Annotated in this window: 18 protein-coding genes; 9 read left to right on the forward strand and 9 right to left on the reverse strand. The window is 61.2% G+C overall.

The features are described 5' to 3' along the window. Positions 1-46 precede the first annotated feature (46 nt). Positions 47-2,887 (forward strand): class I adenylate cyclase, encoded by a 2,841-nt coding sequence (locus M5B97_RS06340; RefSeq protein WP_248731022.1) that lies wholly within the window; start codon positions 47-49, stop codon positions 2,885-2,887. On the opposite strand, the gene rnk is transcribed toward M5B97_RS06340, so the two are convergent. From rnk to cyaY, 3 genes are all read right to left on the reverse strand, one after another. Then, positions 2,884-3,297 carry a nucleoside diphosphate kinase regulator gene (rnk, locus tag M5B97_RS06345; RefSeq protein WP_123716510.1) on the reverse strand — a complete coding sequence of 138 codons (414 nt, stop codon included), beginning with the start codon at positions 3,295-3,297 and terminating at the stop codon, positions 2,884-2,886. The two genes, M5B97_RS06340 and rnk, sit on opposite strands and share 4 nt — an antisense overlap. Positions 3,298-3,427: 130 nt before the next feature. Next, positions 3,428-3,646 carry a DUF1289 domain-containing protein gene (locus M5B97_RS06350; RefSeq protein ID WP_123716511.1) on the reverse strand — a complete coding sequence of 73 codons (219 nt, stop codon included), beginning with the start codon at positions 3,644-3,646 and terminating at the stop codon, positions 3,428-3,430. 2 nt (positions 3,647-3,648) lie between these two features. After that, complete coding sequence (cyaY, locus tag M5B97_RS06355; RefSeq protein WP_123716512.1) at positions 3,649-3,981, reverse strand: iron donor protein CyaY; 333 nt, start codon at positions 3,979-3,981, stop codon at positions 3,649-3,651. Positions 3,982-4,219: 238 nt separating this feature from the next. On the opposite strand from cyaY, the gene M5B97_RS06360 reads away from it, so the two are divergent. The 6 genes from M5B97_RS06360 to M5B97_RS06385 are packed head-to-tail and all read left to right on the forward strand — an operon-like array spanning position 4,220 to position 8,796. Beyond that, positions 4,220-4,381: a lipoprotein gene (locus M5B97_RS06360; protein WP_123716513.1), complete on the forward strand. Its 162-nt coding sequence runs from the start codon at positions 4,220-4,222 to the stop codon at positions 4,379-4,381. A 9-nt stretch (positions 4,382-4,390) separates the two neighbouring features. Next, on the forward strand, positions 4,391-5,638 hold the full coding sequence (gene lysA, locus M5B97_RS06365) for a diaminopimelate decarboxylase (RefSeq protein WP_123716514.1): 1,248 nt from the start codon (positions 4,391-4,393) through the stop codon (positions 5,636-5,638). Positions 5,639-5,641: 3 nt separating this feature from the next. Continuing rightward, positions 5,642-6,472: a diaminopimelate epimerase gene (dapF, locus tag M5B97_RS06370; protein ID WP_134659392.1), complete on the forward strand. Its 831-nt coding sequence runs from the start codon at positions 5,642-5,644 to the stop codon at positions 6,470-6,472. Positions 6,473-6,485: 13 nt separating this feature from the next. Further along, on the forward strand, positions 6,486-7,202 hold the full coding sequence (locus M5B97_RS06375; protein WP_134659394.1) for a DUF484 family protein: 717 nt from the start codon (positions 6,486-6,488) through the stop codon (positions 7,200-7,202). A gap of 2 nt (positions 7,203-7,204) precedes the next feature. Beyond that, a complete protein-coding gene (gene xerC / locus M5B97_RS06380) occupies positions 7,205-8,104 on the forward strand; it encodes a tyrosine recombinase XerC (protein ID WP_123716518.1) in 900 nt (299 codons plus the stop codon). Continuing rightward, positions 8,101-8,796: an HAD-IA family hydrolase gene (locus tag M5B97_RS06385; RefSeq protein WP_248731023.1), complete on the forward strand. Its 696-nt coding sequence runs from the start codon at positions 8,101-8,103 to the stop codon at positions 8,794-8,796. Before xerC ends, M5B97_RS06385 begins: the two co-directional genes overlap by 4 nt. Before the next feature lie 57 nt (positions 8,797-8,853). Here M5B97_RS06385 and sutA read toward each other — a convergent pair whose 3' ends face one another. The 4 genes from sutA to glnK form a co-directional block, all read right to left on the reverse strand. Beyond that, entirely contained in the window at positions 8,854-9,180 is a 327-nt protein-coding gene (sutA, locus tag M5B97_RS06390; protein WP_123716520.1) for a transcriptional regulator SutA, read from the reverse strand. Positions 9,181-9,283: 103 nt separating this feature from the next. Continuing rightward, positions 9,284-9,709 (reverse strand): secondary thiamine-phosphate synthase enzyme YjbQ, encoded by a 426-nt coding sequence (locus M5B97_RS06395; RefSeq protein ID WP_123716521.1) that lies wholly within the window; start codon positions 9,707-9,709, stop codon positions 9,284-9,286. A gap of 211 nt (positions 9,710-9,920) precedes the next feature. Next, on the reverse strand, positions 9,921-11,261 hold the full coding sequence (locus M5B97_RS06400) for an ammonium transporter (RefSeq protein WP_248731024.1): 1,341 nt from the start codon (positions 11,259-11,261) through the stop codon (positions 9,921-9,923). Between the two features lie 35 nt (positions 11,262-11,296). Further along, positions 11,297-11,635 (reverse strand): P-II family nitrogen regulator, encoded by a 339-nt coding sequence (gene glnK, locus M5B97_RS06405; protein ID WP_002555808.1) that lies wholly within the window; start codon positions 11,633-11,635, stop codon positions 11,297-11,299. A 422-nt stretch (positions 11,636-12,057) separates the two neighbouring features. On the opposite strand from glnK, the gene M5B97_RS06410 reads away from it, so the two are divergent. Both M5B97_RS06410 and M5B97_RS06415 read left to right on the forward strand, forming a co-directional pair. After that, entirely contained in the window at positions 12,058-12,318 is a 261-nt protein-coding gene (locus M5B97_RS06410) for an accessory factor UbiK family protein (protein ID WP_248731025.1), read from the forward strand. 379 nt (positions 12,319-12,697) lie between these two features. Continuing rightward, complete coding sequence (locus M5B97_RS06415) at positions 12,698-14,209, forward strand: YifB family Mg chelatase-like AAA ATPase (RefSeq protein ID WP_134659399.1); 1,512 nt, start codon at positions 12,698-12,700, stop codon at positions 14,207-14,209. Between the two features lie 148 nt (positions 14,210-14,357). Here M5B97_RS06415 and M5B97_RS06420 read toward each other — a convergent pair whose 3' ends face one another. Both M5B97_RS06420 and M5B97_RS06425 read right to left on the reverse strand, forming a co-directional pair. Beyond that, positions 14,358-16,334 (reverse strand): methyl-accepting chemotaxis protein, encoded by a 1,977-nt coding sequence (locus tag M5B97_RS06420; RefSeq protein ID WP_248731026.1) that lies wholly within the window; start codon positions 16,332-16,334, stop codon positions 14,358-14,360. A gap of 167 nt (positions 16,335-16,501) precedes the next feature. Further along, positions 16,502-17,422: a LysR substrate-binding domain-containing protein gene (locus M5B97_RS06425; protein WP_123716527.1), complete on the reverse strand. Its 921-nt coding sequence runs from the start codon at positions 17,420-17,422 to the stop codon at positions 16,502-16,504. Between the last annotated feature and the right edge of the window lie 67 nt (positions 17,423-17,489).

Genomic DNA, 17,489 nt, shown 5'->3' on the forward strand with positions numbered 1-17,489 from the left:
TCCTACACGGCCGCCCATGTCGGGCTCTGCGAGCCAACGACTAGAAATGACCCGCACCCATGAGATCCGTCCCGACCTGGATGAAGGCATCGACCGCAAGGTGCTGGCACAACTGCGCGCACGCTTCATGGCACTCAACGAAGGCCGCATGGCCCGGGCCGTCGAAGGGCTGACACCACGCCAGCAAAGCGTCTTGGCGATGTTGCCGCTGTTTTTCCACGTCAATCATCCGCTGCTGCCTGGCTACGTCTCCGGGAGCACGCCGGCCGGCCTGTCCAACTTCGAACCCGACGCCCAGGCACTCGCCGAAGCCCAGCGCCTGACCCGCTCGTTCTCCTACAAGTCGCGCCCGGTCAATCAGCCCAGACCGATCCACGGCCTGTTCCTGATGGGCAGCCTCGGTACCCTGGCGCAGGCGGATCAAAGCGATATGGACGTGTGGGTGTGCCACGCCCCGGACCTCAACGAAAGCGAACTGGCCGAGCTGCGCAAAAAGTGCCACCTGCTGGAAGCCTGGGCGCTGACGATGGGCACGGAGGCGCACTTTTTCCTGATCGAGCCGACGCGCTTTGTCCTGGGTGAACGTGATACGCAGCTCAGCTCCGACGACTGTGGTACCACCCAGCATTACCTGCTGCTGGATGAATTTTACCGCACCGCCATTTGGCTGGCCGGGCGCACGCCGATCTGGTGGCTGGTGCCCGTGTATGAAGAAACCCGCTATGCGGAGTTCACCCATGCGCTGGTTTCCAAGCGGTTCATCCCCGCCGAGGACACGCTTGACCTCGGTCACCTGGCGCACATTCCTCCGAGCGAGTTCATTGGCGCCGGCCTGTGGCAACTGTTCAAAGGCATCGAGTCGCCCTACAAGTCGGTGCTCAAGCTGCTACTGACCGAGGTCTACGCCAGTGAGCATCCGAACGTACAGTGCCTGAGCCTGCGCTTCAAACGGGCGGTGTTCGCCAACCAGTTGGACCTGGATGAGCTTGACCCCTACATCGTGGTCTATCGTCGCATCGAGGAATACCTCAAGGCACGCAACGAGCCGGAGCGCCTTGAGCTGGTGCGGCGTGCGCTGTACCTGAAGGTCAACCGCAAGCTCAGCGCCGGCCAGCGCGCCCCCAGCTGGCAACGCCTGCTGCTGGAGCGGTTGGCCCACGAGTGGGGCTGGGACCAGCGTCAACTGGCCCTGCTGGACAGCCGCAGCCAGTGGAAAGTGCGCCAGGTCGCGCTGGAACGCCGGGCGCTGGTCAATGAACTGAATTACAGCTACCGCTTCCTGACTCAGTTCGCACGGACTGAGCAGAGCGCCAGCCCGATCAACAAACGCGACCTCAATGTACTCGGCCGACGCCTATATGCGGCCTTTGAACGCAAGGCCGGCAAGGTCGAGTTCATCAACCCAGGCATCGCCCCGGACCTGGCCGAAGACACCCTCACCCTGGTGCAATCACCCAACCGCAAAGAACCGGGCCAATACCATTGGGGCCTGTATAACGGCAGCCTGACGGCACTGGAATGGGAGCACTTCGCGCCGATCAAGCGCAGCCGCGACTTGCTGGAAATGCTCACCTGGTGCCATCGCAATGGCGTGATCGACAGCAGCACGCGCCTGGCGCTGCACCCTGGCGCCAGCGACATGACGGAGTTCGAGCTGTTCAACCTGCTGGGCAGCCTGCAACAGACCATTCCCCTGCCCCTGGCCAGCGTCGATGAAGAGCGCCTGTTGCGCTCGGCGGTTCCGGAAGAAGTGTTGTTGCTGATCAACGTTGGCGTCGACCCGCTCAAACATCACCGCGACCTGAACATCCTGATGACCACCGAACGCACCGACTCGCTCAGCTATGCCGGCGTACGCGACAACCTCGTGCTGACCTTGGACCAGGTCACGCTCAATAGTTGGAACGAGGTGATGGTCAGCCGCTACGACGGCCCCCACGCGCTGCTCGACTGCCTGCGTGATTACCTCAACCAACTGCCGTCGGATCACTTGCCCCGGCTGCGAGTGCGATGTTTTTGCCACAACCGTGCACAGTTCATTGCCCAGCGCGTCGAAGAAATCTTCGATACCGCACAAAACCTGCTAATCGGCCGAGGCAATCACCGCTACCTGCTCCAGGTGCAGCAGCATTACCACGTAATGGAACTGGTGCCGGGCCAGGCCAACCATGTGTCCTTACCCACCCAGGACGCGCTGATCGCCTACCTCAGCGAAGAACTGGCCAGCTACAGCCCGCTGCACCTGGACACCATGGCCCTGGAAGGTCACGACCTGGCGCTACTGCTCCCCATGGGCATGGCCGATTGCGTACAAGTGTTCTACCGAGTCAATGAAGGCCAGGCCGAGTTGTATGTACTGGATGAGTTCAACGCGCTCTGGCAGCAACGCTTGCCCTTTCATGATGAACAGAGCCTGTTGGCGCCGCTGCAACGCTTCCTTCAATCGATCATCTATCGCCGGGAGGCCCTTTCGTCCCTGGACACACAGCAACCGTTGGGCGAGGTGCAAACCCTGTATTACCAACTATTGCCGTCTGGGAGCGGCCGCGCACGCGGCATTGAGCCTCGGCCAGCACCTTCGACCCCGGCCAACAAACCGTTTTATGACGTGCAGGCGATTATCGGCAAGGCTGCTCCCGGCCAGGTGGGCATCACGCTGTACTGTAATCAGCGGGAGTTTTCCGAACTGGAATTTGGCGACCAACTGTTTGCCGTGGTCGCCCAGGAGATCGTCGGGCAACGCCGCGAGGCCGAGCGCTACCGCTGCTACATCACCGACCTGGATCTCTCGGGCCTGCTCGGTGATGTGCAAAGCCCGAGCAACCTGTATCTGCGCTACAAGGCCGAGCTTGAACTGTCGCTCAATAAGGCGCTGAACCAGATTTAGAGAGGAAAGGCGCCGCCATCCTTGGGCTGGTCTTCAACGCTGAGCAGTTCCAGCTTGAGGGTCTTGCCGCCCGGTGCCGGCCAGTCGATGTGCTGGCCTATCTGCAGGCCGAGCAACGCACTGCCCACCGGCGCCAGGATTGAGATCTTGCCTTCATCGGCATTCGCATGTTTCGGATAGACCAGGGTCAGGTGGTAGTCCTTGCCGCTGCCTTGTTCGCGGCAATGCACACTGGAGTTCATGGTCACGACACCCGCAGGCACTTCATCGTGGCCAACCACGTCTTCAGCGCGGTCGAGTTCGGCTTGCAACGCTTCGACGCCGGGAGACTCGTCGCCCAAACGGTCGATCAATTGCTCCAGACGCTGCACGTCAAGACGGGTGAGGATGATGGAAGGTGCGGTGGTCATGATTCAGGCAGACTCCTTTTTTCTGCACAAAAAAGCAAAACCCCGCCAAAAAAGGCGGGGTTCTCACGGACCTCGATGAGTTGAGGTGTATCCGGACACTACCACAGCGTCATAAATAAACAAGACGGCCTCAGGTGCGCGCCCTACGCTGCTCGGCTTCGGCACAGATCACCCGGCGCCGGGAGTCGTCGGCAGAGCGCCATTCGCGGATGTCTTCCACGTGACGGAAGCAGCCGAGGCAGACCTTCTGCTCATCCAGGCGACACAAACTGATACAAGGTGACGGCACCGCCGGGCTGACATTACTGAACAGCGGCTTGGGCGGACGTACAGGTGCAGGCTGGGTCACAGTCAGATCTCGTCGAAGTCCAGCTCGACGCCGGTATAGTCGTCGACCAGGCGCGTGAGCATCTCGCCCAACAGCTCTTCACTCTTGTCGCACTGCCATTTGCCGCTTTCTTCGTCATAGTCGAAGTGAACGCCACCAGAACGCGCCGCCAGCCAGAGCTGACGCAGCGGCTCCTGACGACTGAAGATCAACTGCTGGCCGCTCTCGAACTTGACGGTCAGCACGCCGGCCGAATTTTCCAGGTCCACGTCCAGGCCGCTGTCATCGAAAATATCTTCCAGCGCCTGCTGGGTAGAATCCACCAAGTCGTGAAAACGGGCTTCGGTCAAACTCATAGTGGCAACCTCAAAAATGTCTGGTTCTGCTCAAGCGCCGCACCATACGGGCGAGCCTCTCCGAATGCAAAGAATACCGATTTCATCCACGATGGCTGCATGAAAAATCCTCAGCCACCGTAGCCCGCTTCCCAGCTATCACGTCAACCCCCCGCCGGACGGGTATTCCGGCACATAGGCAAGCTGGCGGGTGGTCGGTATACTCGGGCGCAATTAATGCATATTCAAGGATTTCGCCATGAAGCGCCTGATCTCTTCCCTTGCTGCGCTCGTCGCGGTCGCCTGCCTCGTTAGTGCCTGTGGTCAAAAAGGCCCGCTGTACCTGCCCGATGACAGCAAAGACCCAAATGATCAGGCGCAATCGTCGCAGTCCAAAGCGCACAAGCACGACACCTACTAAGGGAAACTCATGGACGCTTTTAACTACCGGGACGGCGAGCTGTTCGCGGAAGGCATGGCGCTGTCCGCGATTGCCGAGCGCTTTGGCACCCCGACCTATGTGTACTCCCGTGCGCACATCGAGGCCCAATACCGCAGCTTTGCCGACGCACTGGAAGGTACTCCGAGCCTGGTTTGCTACGCGGTCAAGGCCAACTCCAACCTGGGTGTACTGAATGTCCTGGCGCGCCTGGGCGCCGGTTTCGACATCGTCTCCCGTGGCGAGCTGGAACGCGTACTGGCAGCCGGTGGCAAGGCTGACAAGATCGTGTTTTCCGGCGTTGGTAAAACCCGCGAAGACATGCGCCGTGCGCTGGAAGTCGGCGTGCATTGTTTCAATGTCGAATCCACCGACGAGCTTGAACGCCTGCAAGTGGTCGCCGCCGAGATGGGCGTTCGCGCGCCGATCTCCCTGCGCGTCAACCCGGACGTCGATGCCGGCACCCATCCATACATTTCCACCGGCCTCAAAGAAAACAAGTTCGGCATCGCCATTGCCGACGCCGAAGACGTGTACATCCGCGCCGCCCAACTGCCAAACCTGGAAGTGCTGGGCGTTGACTGCCACATCGGCTCGCAACTGACCACGCTGCCACCGTTCCTGGACGCCCTCGACCGCCTGCTGGCACTGACCGATCGTCTCAGCGAATGCGGCATCTACCTGCGCCACATCGACCTCGGTGGTGGTGTGGGCGTGCGTTATCGCGACGAAGAGCCGCCGCTGGTATCTGACTACATCAAGGCAGCAATCGAGCGTATCGAGGGCCGCGGCCTGACGCTGATGTTCGAGCCGGGGCGCTACATCGTCGCCAATGCCGGCGTGCTGCTGACCCAGGTCGAGTACCTCAAGCACACCGAGCACAAGGATTTCGCCATCGTCGACGCGGCGATGAACGACCTGATCCGCCCGGCGCTGTACCAGGCCTGGATGAACGTCACCGCCGTGACGCCTCGTGCGGGCGTTGCCCGTGCCTACGACATCGTCGGCCCGATCTGCGAGACCGGCGACTTCCTGGCCAAGGATCGTCAGCTGGCCCTGGAAGAAGGCGATCTGCTCGTCGTGCACTCGGCGGGTGCCTATGGGTTTGTCATGAGCTCCAACTACAACACCCGCGGCCGTGCCGCCGAGGTGCTGGTGGACGGTGATCAAGCGTTTGAAGTGCGTCGCCGCGAGACGGTAGCCGAGTTGTATGCTGGCGAAAGCCTGCTGCCGGAGTAAGCCATGCTGCTGCGTTTTACCAAGATGCACGGGCTGGGCAATGACTTCATGGTCCTCGACCTCGTCAGCCAGCACGCGCACATCCAGCCCAAACACGCCAAACAGTGGGGCGACCGTCACACCGGCATCGGTTTCGACCAGTTGCTGATCGTCGAGGCGCCGAGCAACCCGGAGGTGGATTTCCGTTATCGGATCTTCAACTCCGACGGTTCCGAAGTGGAGCAGTGCGGCAACGGTGCACGTTGCTTTGCGCGCTTTGTGCTGGACAAGCGCCTGACCGCCAAGCGCCAGATTCGCGTCGAGACCAAGAGCGGTGTGATTGAACTGGATGTCCGCAGCGACGGCCAGATCAGCGTCAACATGGGCGCGCCACGCCTGGTGCCGGCGGACATTCCGTTCCAGGCCACCGAGCAGGCCGCCAGCTATGCGCTGGACGTTGACGGCAAGAACGTCGACATCGCTGCCGTCTCCATGGGCAACCCGCATGCAGTGCTGCGGGTCAATGACATCAATAACGCCCCCGTGCATGAATTGGGGCCGAAGATCGAACACCACCCGCGCTTTCCGGCGCGGGTCAATGTGGGCTTCCTGCAGGTGATCGACCGTTCCCGCGCGCAATTGCGTGTGTGGGAACGCGGCGCCGGCGAAACCCAGGCCTGTGGTACCGGTGCTTGCGCCGCTGCCGTGGCCGCGATCAGCCAGGGGTGGATGGATTCGCCGCTGCTGATCGACCTGCCCGGCGGACGTTTGTCCATCGAATGGGCAGGCCCTGGCCACCCGGTGATGATGACCGGGCCGGCCTCGCGCGTATACGAAGGACAGGTCCGTCTATGAGTGAGCCAAACCAATGACCGATAAGCCTCAAGTACCCGCACAAGCATCCCCGATCGACAGTCTGGAGGCCGCTGCCGTCGCGGCGTACCTTGAGGCTCATCCGGACTTCTTCGTAACCCATGAAGAACTGCTGCCGGCCCTGCGCATCCCTCACCAGCGCGGCGATACCGTCTCGCTGGTAGAGCGCCAGATGAATATCCTGCGCGAGCGCAACATCGAAATGCGCCATCGGCTCTCCCATCTGATGGACGTGGCCCGCGACAATGATCGCCTGTTCGACAAGACACGCCGCCTGATTCTGACCCTGATGGACGCCAACAGCTTGGAAGAAACGGTGATCGCCGTGGAAGACAGCCTGCGCCAGGACTTCCAGGTGCCTTTTGTGAGCCTGATCCTGTTCAGCGACAACCCGATGCCGGTGGGTCGCTGGGTCAGCGGCAGCGAGGCACAGACGGCTATCGGTGGCCTGCTCTCCGAAGGCAAGACCATCAGCGGCACCCTGCGCGAACACGAGCTGGATTTCCTGTTTGGTGCCGAACAACGCAAGCAGATCGGCTCCACCGCCGTGGTCGCCCTCAGCCACCAGGGCCTGCATGGTGTATTGGCCATCGCCAGCCGGGATCCTGCCCACTACAAGAGTTCGGTGGGCACGTTGTTCCTCACCTACATCGCCGAAGTGCTTGGCCGCGTATTACCACGCTTCACCAGCACCTTGCGCGCGGTACGCTAGCCATGGAGCGGCAACTGGACGCTTATTGCGCTCACCTGCGCAACGAGCGCCAAGTGTCGCCCCATACCCTGGAAGCCTACCGACGGGACTTGAACAAAGTCCTGGCACATTGCGAAAAACAGCAGATCACCAGCTGGAAGGCCTTGGACATCCAGAGCCTGCGCAGCTTGATCGCCCGCCTGCACCAGGCCGGCCAATCTTCGCGGAGCCTGTCGCGCCTGCTATCAGCAGTGCGTGGGCTGTATCACTATCTGAATCGCGAGGGCCTGTGCGACCACGACCCGGCCAACGGCCTCTCTCCGCCGAAGGGCGAACGGCGCCTGCCCAAGACCCTGGACACCGATCGCGCCCTGCAATTGCTCGATGGCGCCGTTGAAGACGACTTCCTCGCCCATCGCGATCAGGCGATCCTTGAATTGTTCTACTCCTCGGGCCTGCGCCTGTCGGAACTGACCGGCCTGAACCTTGACCAACTGGACCTGGCCGACGGCCTAGTGCAAGTGCTCGGCAAGGGCAGCAAGACCCGCGTACTGCCGGTGGGCAGGAAAGCCCGGGAAGCCTTGCAACTGTGGCTGCCTCTGCGCGCCCTGGCCAACCCGGCTGACGATGCCGTGTTTATCAGCCAGCAGGGCCGACGCCTCGGACCTCGGGCGATCCAGATGCGAGTCAAGGCGGCCGGTGAACGAGAGTTGGGGCAGAACCTGCACCCACACATGCTGCGACACTCCTTTGCCAGCCATCTGCTCGAATCGTCCCAGGATCTGCGGGCGGTGCAGGAGCTGCTCGGCCATGCCGATATCAAGACCACGCAGATCTACACCCACCTCGACTTCCAACACCTGGCAACGGTGTACGACAGCGCCCATCCACGGGCCAAACGCATCAAGGGCGGCGACTCATGAGTATCAAGCTGATTACTTTCGACCTGGACGACACCCTGTGGGACAACGTGCCCGTCATTATCAGCGCCGAAGCGTCGATGCGTGAATGGCTGGCGACCCATGCGGCCAAGGTCGGCGACCTGCCGCTGGAACATTTCGCCGACCTGCGCCGGCAAGTGCTGGAGCGGCATCCCGAGTTGAAGCACCGCATCAGCATCCTGCGCCACCGGGTGTTGCTGCGTGCATTTGAAGAAGCCGGTTATCCGCAGCCTGAAGCCGAGCAGATGGCGGACATATGCTTCGAAGCGTTCATCCATGCGCGTCATCAGCTCACGCCTTTTCCCGAAGCCGAGCCCATGCTTCAAGCCTTGCGCCAGCACTTCCTGCTGGGAGTGATCACTAATGGCAACGCCGATGTGCAACGTGTGGGGCTGGCAGACTACTTCCACTTTGCCCTGCGTGCTGAAGATATCGGCATTGCCAAGCCGGATGCGCGGCTGTTTCAAGAGGCGTTGCAGCGGGGTGGCGTGGATGCAACCCAGGCGGTGCATATTGGCGATCACCCGGGGGATGACATTGCCGGAGCGCAGCAGGCGGGACTTCGAGCGGTGTGGTTCAACCCTGCGGGCAAGGCATGGGAGGCGGACAAGCGTCCGGATGCGGAGATTCGCAACCTGACCAAGCTGCCGCAATTGCTGGCAAGCTGGAACTAACCGATATGAAAAAGCCCGCAGCGACGGCGGGCTTTTCTTACAAGCAGGTGGCTGACCTCAGATAGGTCGGCTGCCGTACTTGTTATCCGGCTTCTTGGGTGGATCTGCCACCACATTGGCCTCGACTTCCTGCACTTTGCCGCCTTTAGCGAGGAACTCTTCCATCGCACGGGCCAGCGCATCGCGCTCTTTGTTCTTGGCTTCGACACTCGGCAGCTCGTCTACCGAAACAGCTGCCTTGGCTTTGCCTTTGGCCGCAGGAACAGGTACGTCATCGCCACTGTCGTCGTCAGCAACGTCTTCCGCCGCTGCTTCAAGACCTTCTTCGGTCTCGTCGTCATCACCGACTTCGAGGTCGTCGTTTTCCAGATCATCGTCGCTCATGTTCTACCTCATGACTTGCGAAAAGCAGATTAGTTATAGCCCAGCTTCACCCTCTGTCGAAGGTTGCCGGAAAAAAATCAACGTCCACTGGATAACCAGTGGCTTATGCCTCATCACCGTGCAAGGTGGCGAGGACTTTACGAGCACCGCCATGATCACGGTGCTCGCCCAGATAAACACCTTGCCAGGTCCCCATTGCCAAGCGGCCGGCCTTGACCGGCAAACTCAGCTGGCAGCCCAGGAGACTGGCCTTGAAGTGCGCCGGCAGATCATCCGGACCTTCGTCGTTGTGTTCAAACCCTGCCTGGCCCTGCGGCACCAGCAAGTTGAAATAACGTTCGAAGTCACGGCGAACCGCCGGATCGGCGTTCTCGTTGACAGTCAACGAGGCCGAGGTGTGCTGCAGCCACAGATGCAACAGGCCCACACGGCATGCCTTCAACTCAGGCAAGCCGGCCAGCAACTCGTCGGTTACCAGGTGAAAGCCCCGGGGCTTGGCCCGCAAAGTAATCAGGGTCTGTTGCCACATACAGTTCTCCGCCCATCGGCGCGCATTCTAGCGTGCTCTGGAAAAAAACAAAGTGCCGAATACGCCTACATGCCTGTAAGACATTCGCACAGTAAAAAGCGCCGTGTGCGTCTCATCACAAAGTCCGCACAAAAACCGTTACAGCATCTTGGGACTGACAAACGCCAGACAAAAAAATGCCCGGCAAGCCGGGCATTTTTTTTTCGTGTACTTACAAGTTGTAGCCGCGCTCGTTGTGCTGCGCCAGGTCGAGGCCGACCGCCTCTTCTTCCTCGGAAACCCGCAGGCCCATAACCGCATCCAGCACCTTGAGGATGATGAAGGTCACGATAGCCGTGTAGATCACGGTAAAGCCGACGCCTTTGCACTGAATCCAGACTTGCGCCGCGATATCAGTGGTGGCTGCGTTGAAGCCGCCCAGGGAAGGTGCCGCGAACACACCGGTCAGGATCGCCCCCAGGATACCGCCGATACCGTGCACGCCGAAGGCATCCAGGGAGTCGTCGTAACCCAGCTTGCGTTTCAGGGTGGTGGCGCAGAAGAAACACACCACGCCGGCAGCCAGGCCGATTACCAGGGCGCCCATCGGGCCAACGGTACCGGCGGCTGGGGTGATTGCCACCAGGCCAGCCACCACGCCCGAGGCGATGCCCAGTGCGCTTGGCTTACCGTGGGTGACCCACTCGGCGAACATCCAGCCCAGCGCCGCAGCAGCGGTAGCGATCTGGGTCACCAGCATCGCCATACCGGCAGTGCCGTTGGCCGCCGCAGCGGAGCCGGCGTTGAAGCCGAACCAACCCACCCACAGCATGGCCGCACCTACGAGGGTGTAACCCAGGTTGTGCGGTGCCATTGGGGTGGTCGGGAAGCCTTTACGTTTGCCGAGCACCAGGCACGCCACCAGGCCGGCCACACCCGCGTTGATGTGCACCACGGTGCCACCGGCAAAGTCCAGCACGCCCCAATCGCCCAGCAACGAACCCGGACCGCCCCACACCATGTGGGCAATCGGTGCGTAGACCAGGGTGAACCAGACGCCCATGAAGATCAGCATCGCGGAGAACTTCATACGCTCGGCGAAAGCACCGACGATCAGCGCAGGGGTAATGATGGCGAAAGTCATCTGGAAGGTAACGAACACCGCCTCAGGGAACAGCGCCGCTGGGCCAGTGATGCTCGCAGGGGTCACGCCCGACAGGAACAACTTGGACAGGCCACCCACGAAGGAGTTGAAGTTGACGACGCCCGCTTCCATACCGGTGGTATCGAACGCCATGCTGTAGCCGTAGACAAACCACAGGATGGTGACAAGCCCGGTGATGGCGAAGCACTGCATCATCACGGAAAGAATGTTTTTGGAGCGAACCATGCCGCCGTAAAACAGCGCCAGGCCCGGAATGGTCATGAACAGCACCAGCGCGGTGGATGTGAGCATCCACGCCGTGTCGCCGGAATTGAGGACTGGGGCAGGTACTGGGTCCGCCGCCAATGCCAGGGCTGGCATTACGAGGGACAACAGGGCTCCTAGCCCTGCGAATTTACGCAGAGTCATATTGTTTTCTCCTGGGGCGTTGGGGGTTTGGCGGCTTAGATTGCGTCGGTATCGGTTTCGCCGGTACGGATGCGAATAGCCTGTTCCAGATTGACCACGAAGATCTTGCCGTCACCGATCTTGCCGGTGTTGGCCGCCTTGGTTATCGCCTCGATAACCCGGTCAAGATCCTTGTCGTCAATGGCGACATCAATCTTCACCTTGGGCAGGAAATCAACCACATATTCCGCGCCGCGATACAGCTCGGTATGACCCTTCTGCCGACCGAAGCCTTTGACCTCAGTAACGGTAATGCCCTGCACGCCGATCTCGGACAGTGACTCGCGTACATCGTCCAACTTGAACGGCTTGATGATGGCAGTGACTAGCTTCATGAAAACTCTCTCCCGAATTGGTGGACTTGCCCCAGGAAAACAAACCCGTCTCAAGTCTAAGCGCAGTGCCTGGCTTTGTAACGCATCGTCGCCTCGGCAATTACCGTGGCGACGCCAGCGAACCACTGGTGACGAAACCTGTACCCCTGATCCGTCGGCGCACTGCATTCGTCACAGCGACTGCATCAGTGCATGGGTCATGATCGTCTAAGCAGAAACCTTGCCAGCTCCGTAAAAAACAACGAAATCAATCCTTTGCTCACTTATGCCCACCTTCGGGGCTTTTTGCCGACAGCAATGCGCACAAAAACAGTGCGCCGCCGCCAGCCCCCTTGCGCGAAAAGCGTGCGCCTCGCGACGTGAAAAAGACTATAGACGCTGCGTGATACACTGGCGCCCAACAGTTTTCCGGAATATTTCCCATGCTCGCGCCCAAAGACCTCCTCGACGCACTCAGCGGCCACGCCTCTCGCCTGCTCAGCGGCGACACCCCGCTGCCCCACAATGAAATCGAAAGCCAATTCAAGGCGCTGTTGCAAAGCGGCTTCAGCAAGCTCGACCTGGTCAGCCGGGAAGAGTTCGACAGCCAGATGGTGGTGCTTGCGCGCACGCGGGCGCGGCTGGAAAGCTTGGAGGCGAAGGTCGCAGAACTGGAAGCGCGGTTGACGCCGAACCAAGAGTAACGCGCGCACCTGCAGGAGCGAGGGGCTATCAACCTGTGGCGAGCGAGCATGCTCGCGCTGGGCTGCGAAGCAGCCCCGATACAGCCTACATGTTTCTTCAGATGGAGCGCGTTGCCTGGTTTTGGGGCCGCTTCGCGTACCAGCGCGAGCAAGCTCGCTCGCCACAAACGCCAAACCTTGCTCGCGCAAATCGTCCAGGATCACGCGGGCAACCAATACAAACGCGCCGTCCTTGAGCTCTTCGCGAGCCGGGTTCGCTCCTGCAATCGTTCGCTGAAACTTCCCGGATACGTTCTGTAAAACCTCCTCCGCTTCGCTCTTACCCACCTCGTCTACCCTTGAAAAACCGCAAGAAGTGGCCCTATCTCAAGGAACGAGCATGTCCCTCGCCATCGTCCATAGCCGCGCCCAGATTGGCGTCGAAGCCCCCGCCGTGACCGTCGAAGTGCATATGGCCAACGGCCTGCCGTCCCTGACGCTGGTGGGTCTGCCGGAAACCGCCGTCAAGGAAAGCAAGGACCGCGTGCGTAGCGCCATTCTCAACTGCGCACTGCAATACCCCTCCCGCCGCATCACCCTCAACCTAGCGCCCGCCGACCTGCCCAAGGACGGCGGGCGTTTTGATCTAGCGATTGCCTTGGGGATTCTGGCGGCCAGCATGCAAGTACCGGCATTGATGCTCGACGACGTGGAATGCCTCGGGGAACTGGCGCTGTCCGGCGAGGTGCGGGCCGTCAAAGGTGTGCTGCCGGCGGCATTGGCAGCGCGCAAGGCCGGGCGCACTGTAATAGTGCCCCGGGCGAATGCCGAAGAAGCCTGCCTGGCCTCGGGACTGAAGGTGATTGCGGTGGACCACCTGCTGCAGGTGGTGGCGCATTTGAACGGGCATGTGCCGATTGAGCCCTACAAGTCGGATGGCTTGCTGTGCTTGAACAAACCCTATCCGGACTTGAGCGAGGTACAGGGACAGCTTGCGGCCAAACGCGCGCTGCTGATTGCCGCTGCGGGCGCGCATAACCTGCTGTTCAGCGGGCCGCCCGGCACCGGCAAGACCCTGCTCGCCAGCCGACTGCCCGGGTTATTGCCACCGTTGAACGAACAGGAAGCCTTGGAAGTCGCAGCGATTCAGTCGGTGGTCAGCCTGACGCCGCTGAGCCATTGGCCGCACCGGCCCTTTCGCCAGCCGCATCACTCGGCTTCCGGGCCGGCGCTGGTAGGCGGCGGCTCAAAACCGCAACCGGGCGAAATTACCCTGGCCCATCATGGCGTGTTGTTTCTGGATGAGTTACCGGAGTTTGATCGCAAGGTGCTGGAGGTGCTGCGCGAACCCCTGGAATCGGGGCATATCGTGATTGCCCGCGCCCGTGACCGGGTGAGTTTCCCGGCCCGCTTCCAACTGGTCGCAGCCATGAACCCTTGCCCCTGCGGCTATATGGGCGAACCCAGTGGGCGCTGCCGTTGCACATCGGAGCAGGTCCAACGCTATCGCAATAAACTCTCAGGGCCGTTGCTGGATCGCATCGACCTGCACCTGACCGTCGCACGGGAAACGACAGCACTTAATCCGACGCCACAGCCCGGCGATACCACGCAGAAGGCTTCAGCACGGGTAGCCGACGCGCGGGAACTCCAGCAGCAGCGTCAGGGCTGCGCCAATGCATTTCTCGATCTGCCGAGGTTACGCCAGCATTGCGCACTGTCCAAACCGGATGAGGCCTGGCTGGAGAGTGCCTGCGAGCGGCTTACCCTGTCCCTTCGAGCAGCCCACCGGCTGCTGAAAGTTGCGCGAACGCTGGCAGACCTGGAAGGCTCAGGCAAAATAGGCCGCGACCACATTGCCGAAGCGCTGCAATACCGGCCTGCAGCGTCCAGCCCGGCCGATCAACGATAAACGGCGTGAAGCCAGCAAAGCGCAACCACTCTGCTCATGTGCGTGGCGCATGAACCTTTAGGACCGCTTATTAAGCCCTACTGCGCTGGGCTGATGCGCCTAGAACATGCCAGGCGACACCCTGGGCCAGATGCCCAGGGCAGGACAATCAACGGAACCGGTCCACTTCATGGCGCAAATCCGCTGCCAGGGTTTCCAGTTCCTTCGCGGTAATTGCCAGGTTCGACACCACTTCGCGCTGCTCGCTGTTGGCCAACGCAATGCTCTGCAGGTTGCTGCTGAGCACGTTGGCCGTGCTGCTCTGCTCCTGGGTCGCCGTGGTGATCGCCGCAAACTGCTGCCCGGCCGAGCGGCTTTGTTCGTCGATACGTGCCAGGGCCGAGGCCACATCGGCGTTACGCGCCAAGCCCTCCTGCATCAGCACATTGCCGTGTTCCATCGTGCTGATGGCATTGCCGGTTTCCTGCTGGATGCTCTGGATCATCCCGGATATTTCGTCCGTGGCCTGACGGGTACGCGACGCCAGGTTGCGCACTTCGTCGGCAACTACGGCAAAGCCACGCCCCTGCTCACCGGCCCGGGCGGCCTCGATGGCGGCATTGAGCGCCAACAGGTTGGTCTGCTCGGCGATCGAGGTGATTACCCCCACAATCCCGCCAATTTCCTGGGAGCGCTGGCCCAAGGTGTTGATCACCGTGGCCGTGCTGTTAAGCGCCGAGGCGATGTGCTCAAGGGACGACGAAGCCTCTTGCATCGAGGCACGGCCAATGCGGGTTTGCTGGGCGTTTTCCTGGGCCAGCCGTTCGGTATTGCCCATGTTGTCGGCAATGTTCAACGAAGTGGCGCTGAATTCTTCCACCGCTCCGGCCATGCTGGTGATCTCGCCGGACTGCTGCTCCATGCCGTCATACGCCCCGCCGGACAAGCCGGACAGTGCCTGCGCACGGCTATTGACCTCTTCGGCCGCCTTACGGATATGCGAAACCATGGTCGACAGCGCTTCGCCCATCTGGTTGAAGCTGCGCGCCAATTGCCCGATTTCATCGTGGCTGGACACGTTCAAGCGTGCGCTCAAGTCGCCAGCGCCGAGCGCTTCGGCCTGACGCACCAAGTCACTCAGAGGCTGCAGTTTCCGGCGCAACAACCACACCACTGCGCCCACCGCCAGCAGCATCGCCAACAGGCTGCCGATTATCAGGCGAACCCCCACCGCCCACGTTACCGCGCGAATCTCGGATTTTGGCATGCTCGCCACAACCGACCATGGGCCGCCTTCAAATGGCACCGCGACGCTATAGAAATCTTCGTTCTTGTCACTCCAGAATTGCCCTGCGCCGGGCTCCTTCGCCAACTCGAGCATCACCGGAATGGCCTGATCGGGCGCCTGCACGCCGGCCGGTGGTACCAGCCAGTGTTTTTGTTCATCGAGCAGGGCCAGGGAACCGTTCTGGCCGATCCGGAAACGCTTGAGATTGTCGAACTGGGTTTTCTGTTCGTCGGTGTAATCAAAACCGATGAACAACACGGCGATCACTTTGCCGCCAGCGTCCCGCACCGGGGTGTACTGGGTCATGTAGGCGCGGTCGAACAGCACGGCACGTCCCACATAACCTTGCCCAGCCAGCAGGCGCTGGTACGCCGGATGTTGGTGATCGAGCACGGTGCCGATGGCGCGGTTGCCGTCCTGCTTGGTCAGGGAGGTACTGACGCGGATAAAGTCCTCACCACTGCGTACGAATACGGTAGCCACACCGCCGGACATTTGCTTGAACTCATCCACTTCCCCGAAGTTGTTGTTCAACACAACGTCGCCCAGGTACAGGCTCGGCGTTTGCACGCCGGCCACCGTCACCGGCTGGTCCGCCCGCACGCTCAAACCGGCGCCGAAGCGCTTTTCAAACAGCCCGCTCAAACGCTGGGTACTTTCGCGCAAGGTGCCGTGGAAGGTGTTGAGTTGGTCGGCGAGCAGGCGCGCCTCGCTGGCCAGGTGTTCCTCGCGGGTGTCGAGGTTGGCGGAGTCGAGGGAACGCAGGGCGAAGACCGTACTGCCGCTGATGACGACAGCCAGAATGACGGCCAAGGCGAGACCTAATTGGGAGGCGATCCGAGCGCGAGGTTGAGACATGACAGCTCCTGGCCGAGGCCAGGATCATCCTGATCTCTTAGCGCTGCTCGGCAAATTATCTAGTGGGTAACGTTGGAGCACGATGGTCCCAACATCCTTTCTTCGGCGGGTGCGGGCAATACTTGAGCGCTGTGCAAAGGTATTGCGCAAACGATTGCACCCCCCAATCAATCCAGGCGCTCAACCTGTGGCAATTCCATCGCGCGGACTTCCCCTTGAAGAAACTCCGCCAGCCGCCGCAAGCGTTCACCACCTGGGCGGGTTTTCGGCCACACCAGGTAGTAATTTTCCCCACTGGCCACCGCCGTTGGCCACGGCAGGCTCAAGCGCCCCTGGGCTACATCCTCGGCCACCATCAACAGGTCGCCCATGGATACACCGTAACCCCGCGCGGCAGCGATCATGCCCAGCTCAAGAGTGTCGAACACCTGCCCGCCCTTGAGCGACACCTGGGATGACAGCCCCATGCGCTCCAGCCAGTTGCGCCAATCGCGGCGGTCGGGGGTGGGGTGCAACAGTTCGGCGCCGGCCAGGCGTGCGACGTCCCAAGGCCCATCCTCCAGCAAGTTCGGCGCACCCACCGGGATCAGCAATTCGGGGAACAAGTAACTGGCTTCCCAATCCGTCGGAAAATGCCCGTAGCTGAGCAACACCGCGCAGTCGAAAGGCTCCTGATTGAAGTCCACTTCATCCACGCTCATCCACGCGCTGGTCAGTTGCACTTCATTGCCCGGCTGCAAGGCCCGGAAACGACTGAGCCGCGCCAGCAGCCAGCGCATGGTCAACGTGGACGGTGCCTTCATGCGCAGGATGCCATCTTCGGCGTTCAAGGTATCGCACGCCCGCTCCAGGGCGGCGAAACCTTCGCGCACGCCGGGCAACAACAGGCGCGCGGCTTCGGTGAGCTGCAAGGTACGACCGCTGCGCTGGAACAGGCGGCAGGCGAAATGCTCCTCCAGGGTGCGGATGTGTCGGCTCACCGCACTCTGGGTAATCGACAGCTCCTGCGCCGCGCGGGTAAAGGAGTTATGCCGGGAAGCGGCCTCAAAGGCCCGCAGGGCATAAAGCGGAGGTAGGCGACGAGACATTGGGAAAGCTCCGACGTTGCAAGCTCGAAACCCTACCAGAATCCTTCAGGCATGAGTTTTAATCATG

The organism is Pseudomonas sp. MWU13-2517 (genome assembly GCF_023242545.1).
Taxonomy (GTDB): Bacteria; Pseudomonadota; Gammaproteobacteria; order Pseudomonadales; family Pseudomonadaceae; genus Aquipseudomonas.

What these genes read in the sequence shown, in the direction of transcription:
- M5B97_RS06340 (WP_248731022.1), top strand. Translation starts at nt 47, where the DNA reads ATGACCCGCACCCATGAGATCCGTCCCGACCTGGATGAAGGCATCGAC.
- rnk (WP_123716510.1), bottom strand. Translation starts at nt 3,297, where the DNA reads ATGACCACCGCACCTTCCATCATCCTCACCCGTCTTGACGTGCAGCGT.
- cyaY (WP_123716512.1), bottom strand. Translation starts at nt 3,981, where the DNA reads ATGAGTTTGACCGAAGCCCGTTTTCACGACTTGGTGGATTCTACCCAG.
- M5B97_RS06360 (WP_123716513.1), top strand. Translation starts at nt 4,220, where the DNA reads ATGAAGCGCCTGATCTCTTCCCTTGCTGCGCTCGTCGCGGTCGCCTGC.
- lysA (WP_123716514.1), top strand. Translation starts at nt 4,391, where the DNA reads ATGGACGCTTTTAACTACCGGGACGGCGAGCTGTTCGCGGAAGGCATG.
- dapF (WP_134659392.1), top strand. Translation starts at nt 5,642, where the DNA reads ATGCTGCTGCGTTTTACCAAGATGCACGGGCTGGGCAATGACTTCATG.
- M5B97_RS06375 (WP_134659394.1), top strand. Translation starts at nt 6,486, where the DNA reads ATGACCGATAAGCCTCAAGTACCCGCACAAGCATCCCCGATCGACAGT.
- xerC (WP_123716518.1), top strand. Translation starts at nt 7,205, where the DNA reads ATGGAGCGGCAACTGGACGCTTATTGCGCTCACCTGCGCAACGAGCGC.
- M5B97_RS06385 (WP_248731023.1), top strand. Translation starts at nt 8,101, where the DNA reads ATGAGTATCAAGCTGATTACTTTCGACCTGGACGACACCCTGTGGGAC.
- sutA (WP_123716520.1), bottom strand. Translation starts at nt 9,180, where the DNA reads ATGAGCGACGATGATCTGGAAAACGACGACCTCGAAGTCGGTGATGAC.
- M5B97_RS06395 (WP_123716521.1), bottom strand. Translation starts at nt 9,709, where the DNA reads ATGTGGCAACAGACCCTGATTACTTTGCGGGCCAAGCCCCGGGGCTTT.
- M5B97_RS06400 (WP_248731024.1), bottom strand. Translation starts at nt 11,261, where the DNA reads ATGACTCTGCGTAAATTCGCAGGGCTAGGAGCCCTGTTGTCCCTCGTA.
- glnK (WP_002555808.1), bottom strand. Translation starts at nt 11,635, where the DNA reads ATGAAGCTAGTCACTGCCATCATCAAGCCGTTCAAGTTGGACGATGTA.
- M5B97_RS06410 (WP_248731025.1), top strand. Translation starts at nt 12,058, where the DNA reads ATGCTCGCGCCCAAAGACCTCCTCGACGCACTCAGCGGCCACGCCTCT.
- M5B97_RS06415 (WP_134659399.1), top strand. Translation starts at nt 12,698, where the DNA reads ATGTCCCTCGCCATCGTCCATAGCCGCGCCCAGATTGGCGTCGAAGCC.
- M5B97_RS06420 (WP_248731026.1), bottom strand. Translation starts at nt 16,334, where the DNA reads ATGTCTCAACCTCGCGCTCGGATCGCCTCCCAATTAGGTCTCGCCTTG.
- M5B97_RS06425 (WP_123716527.1), bottom strand. Translation starts at nt 17,422, where the DNA reads ATGTCTCGTCGCCTACCTCCGCTTTATGCCCTGCGGGCCTTTGAGGCC.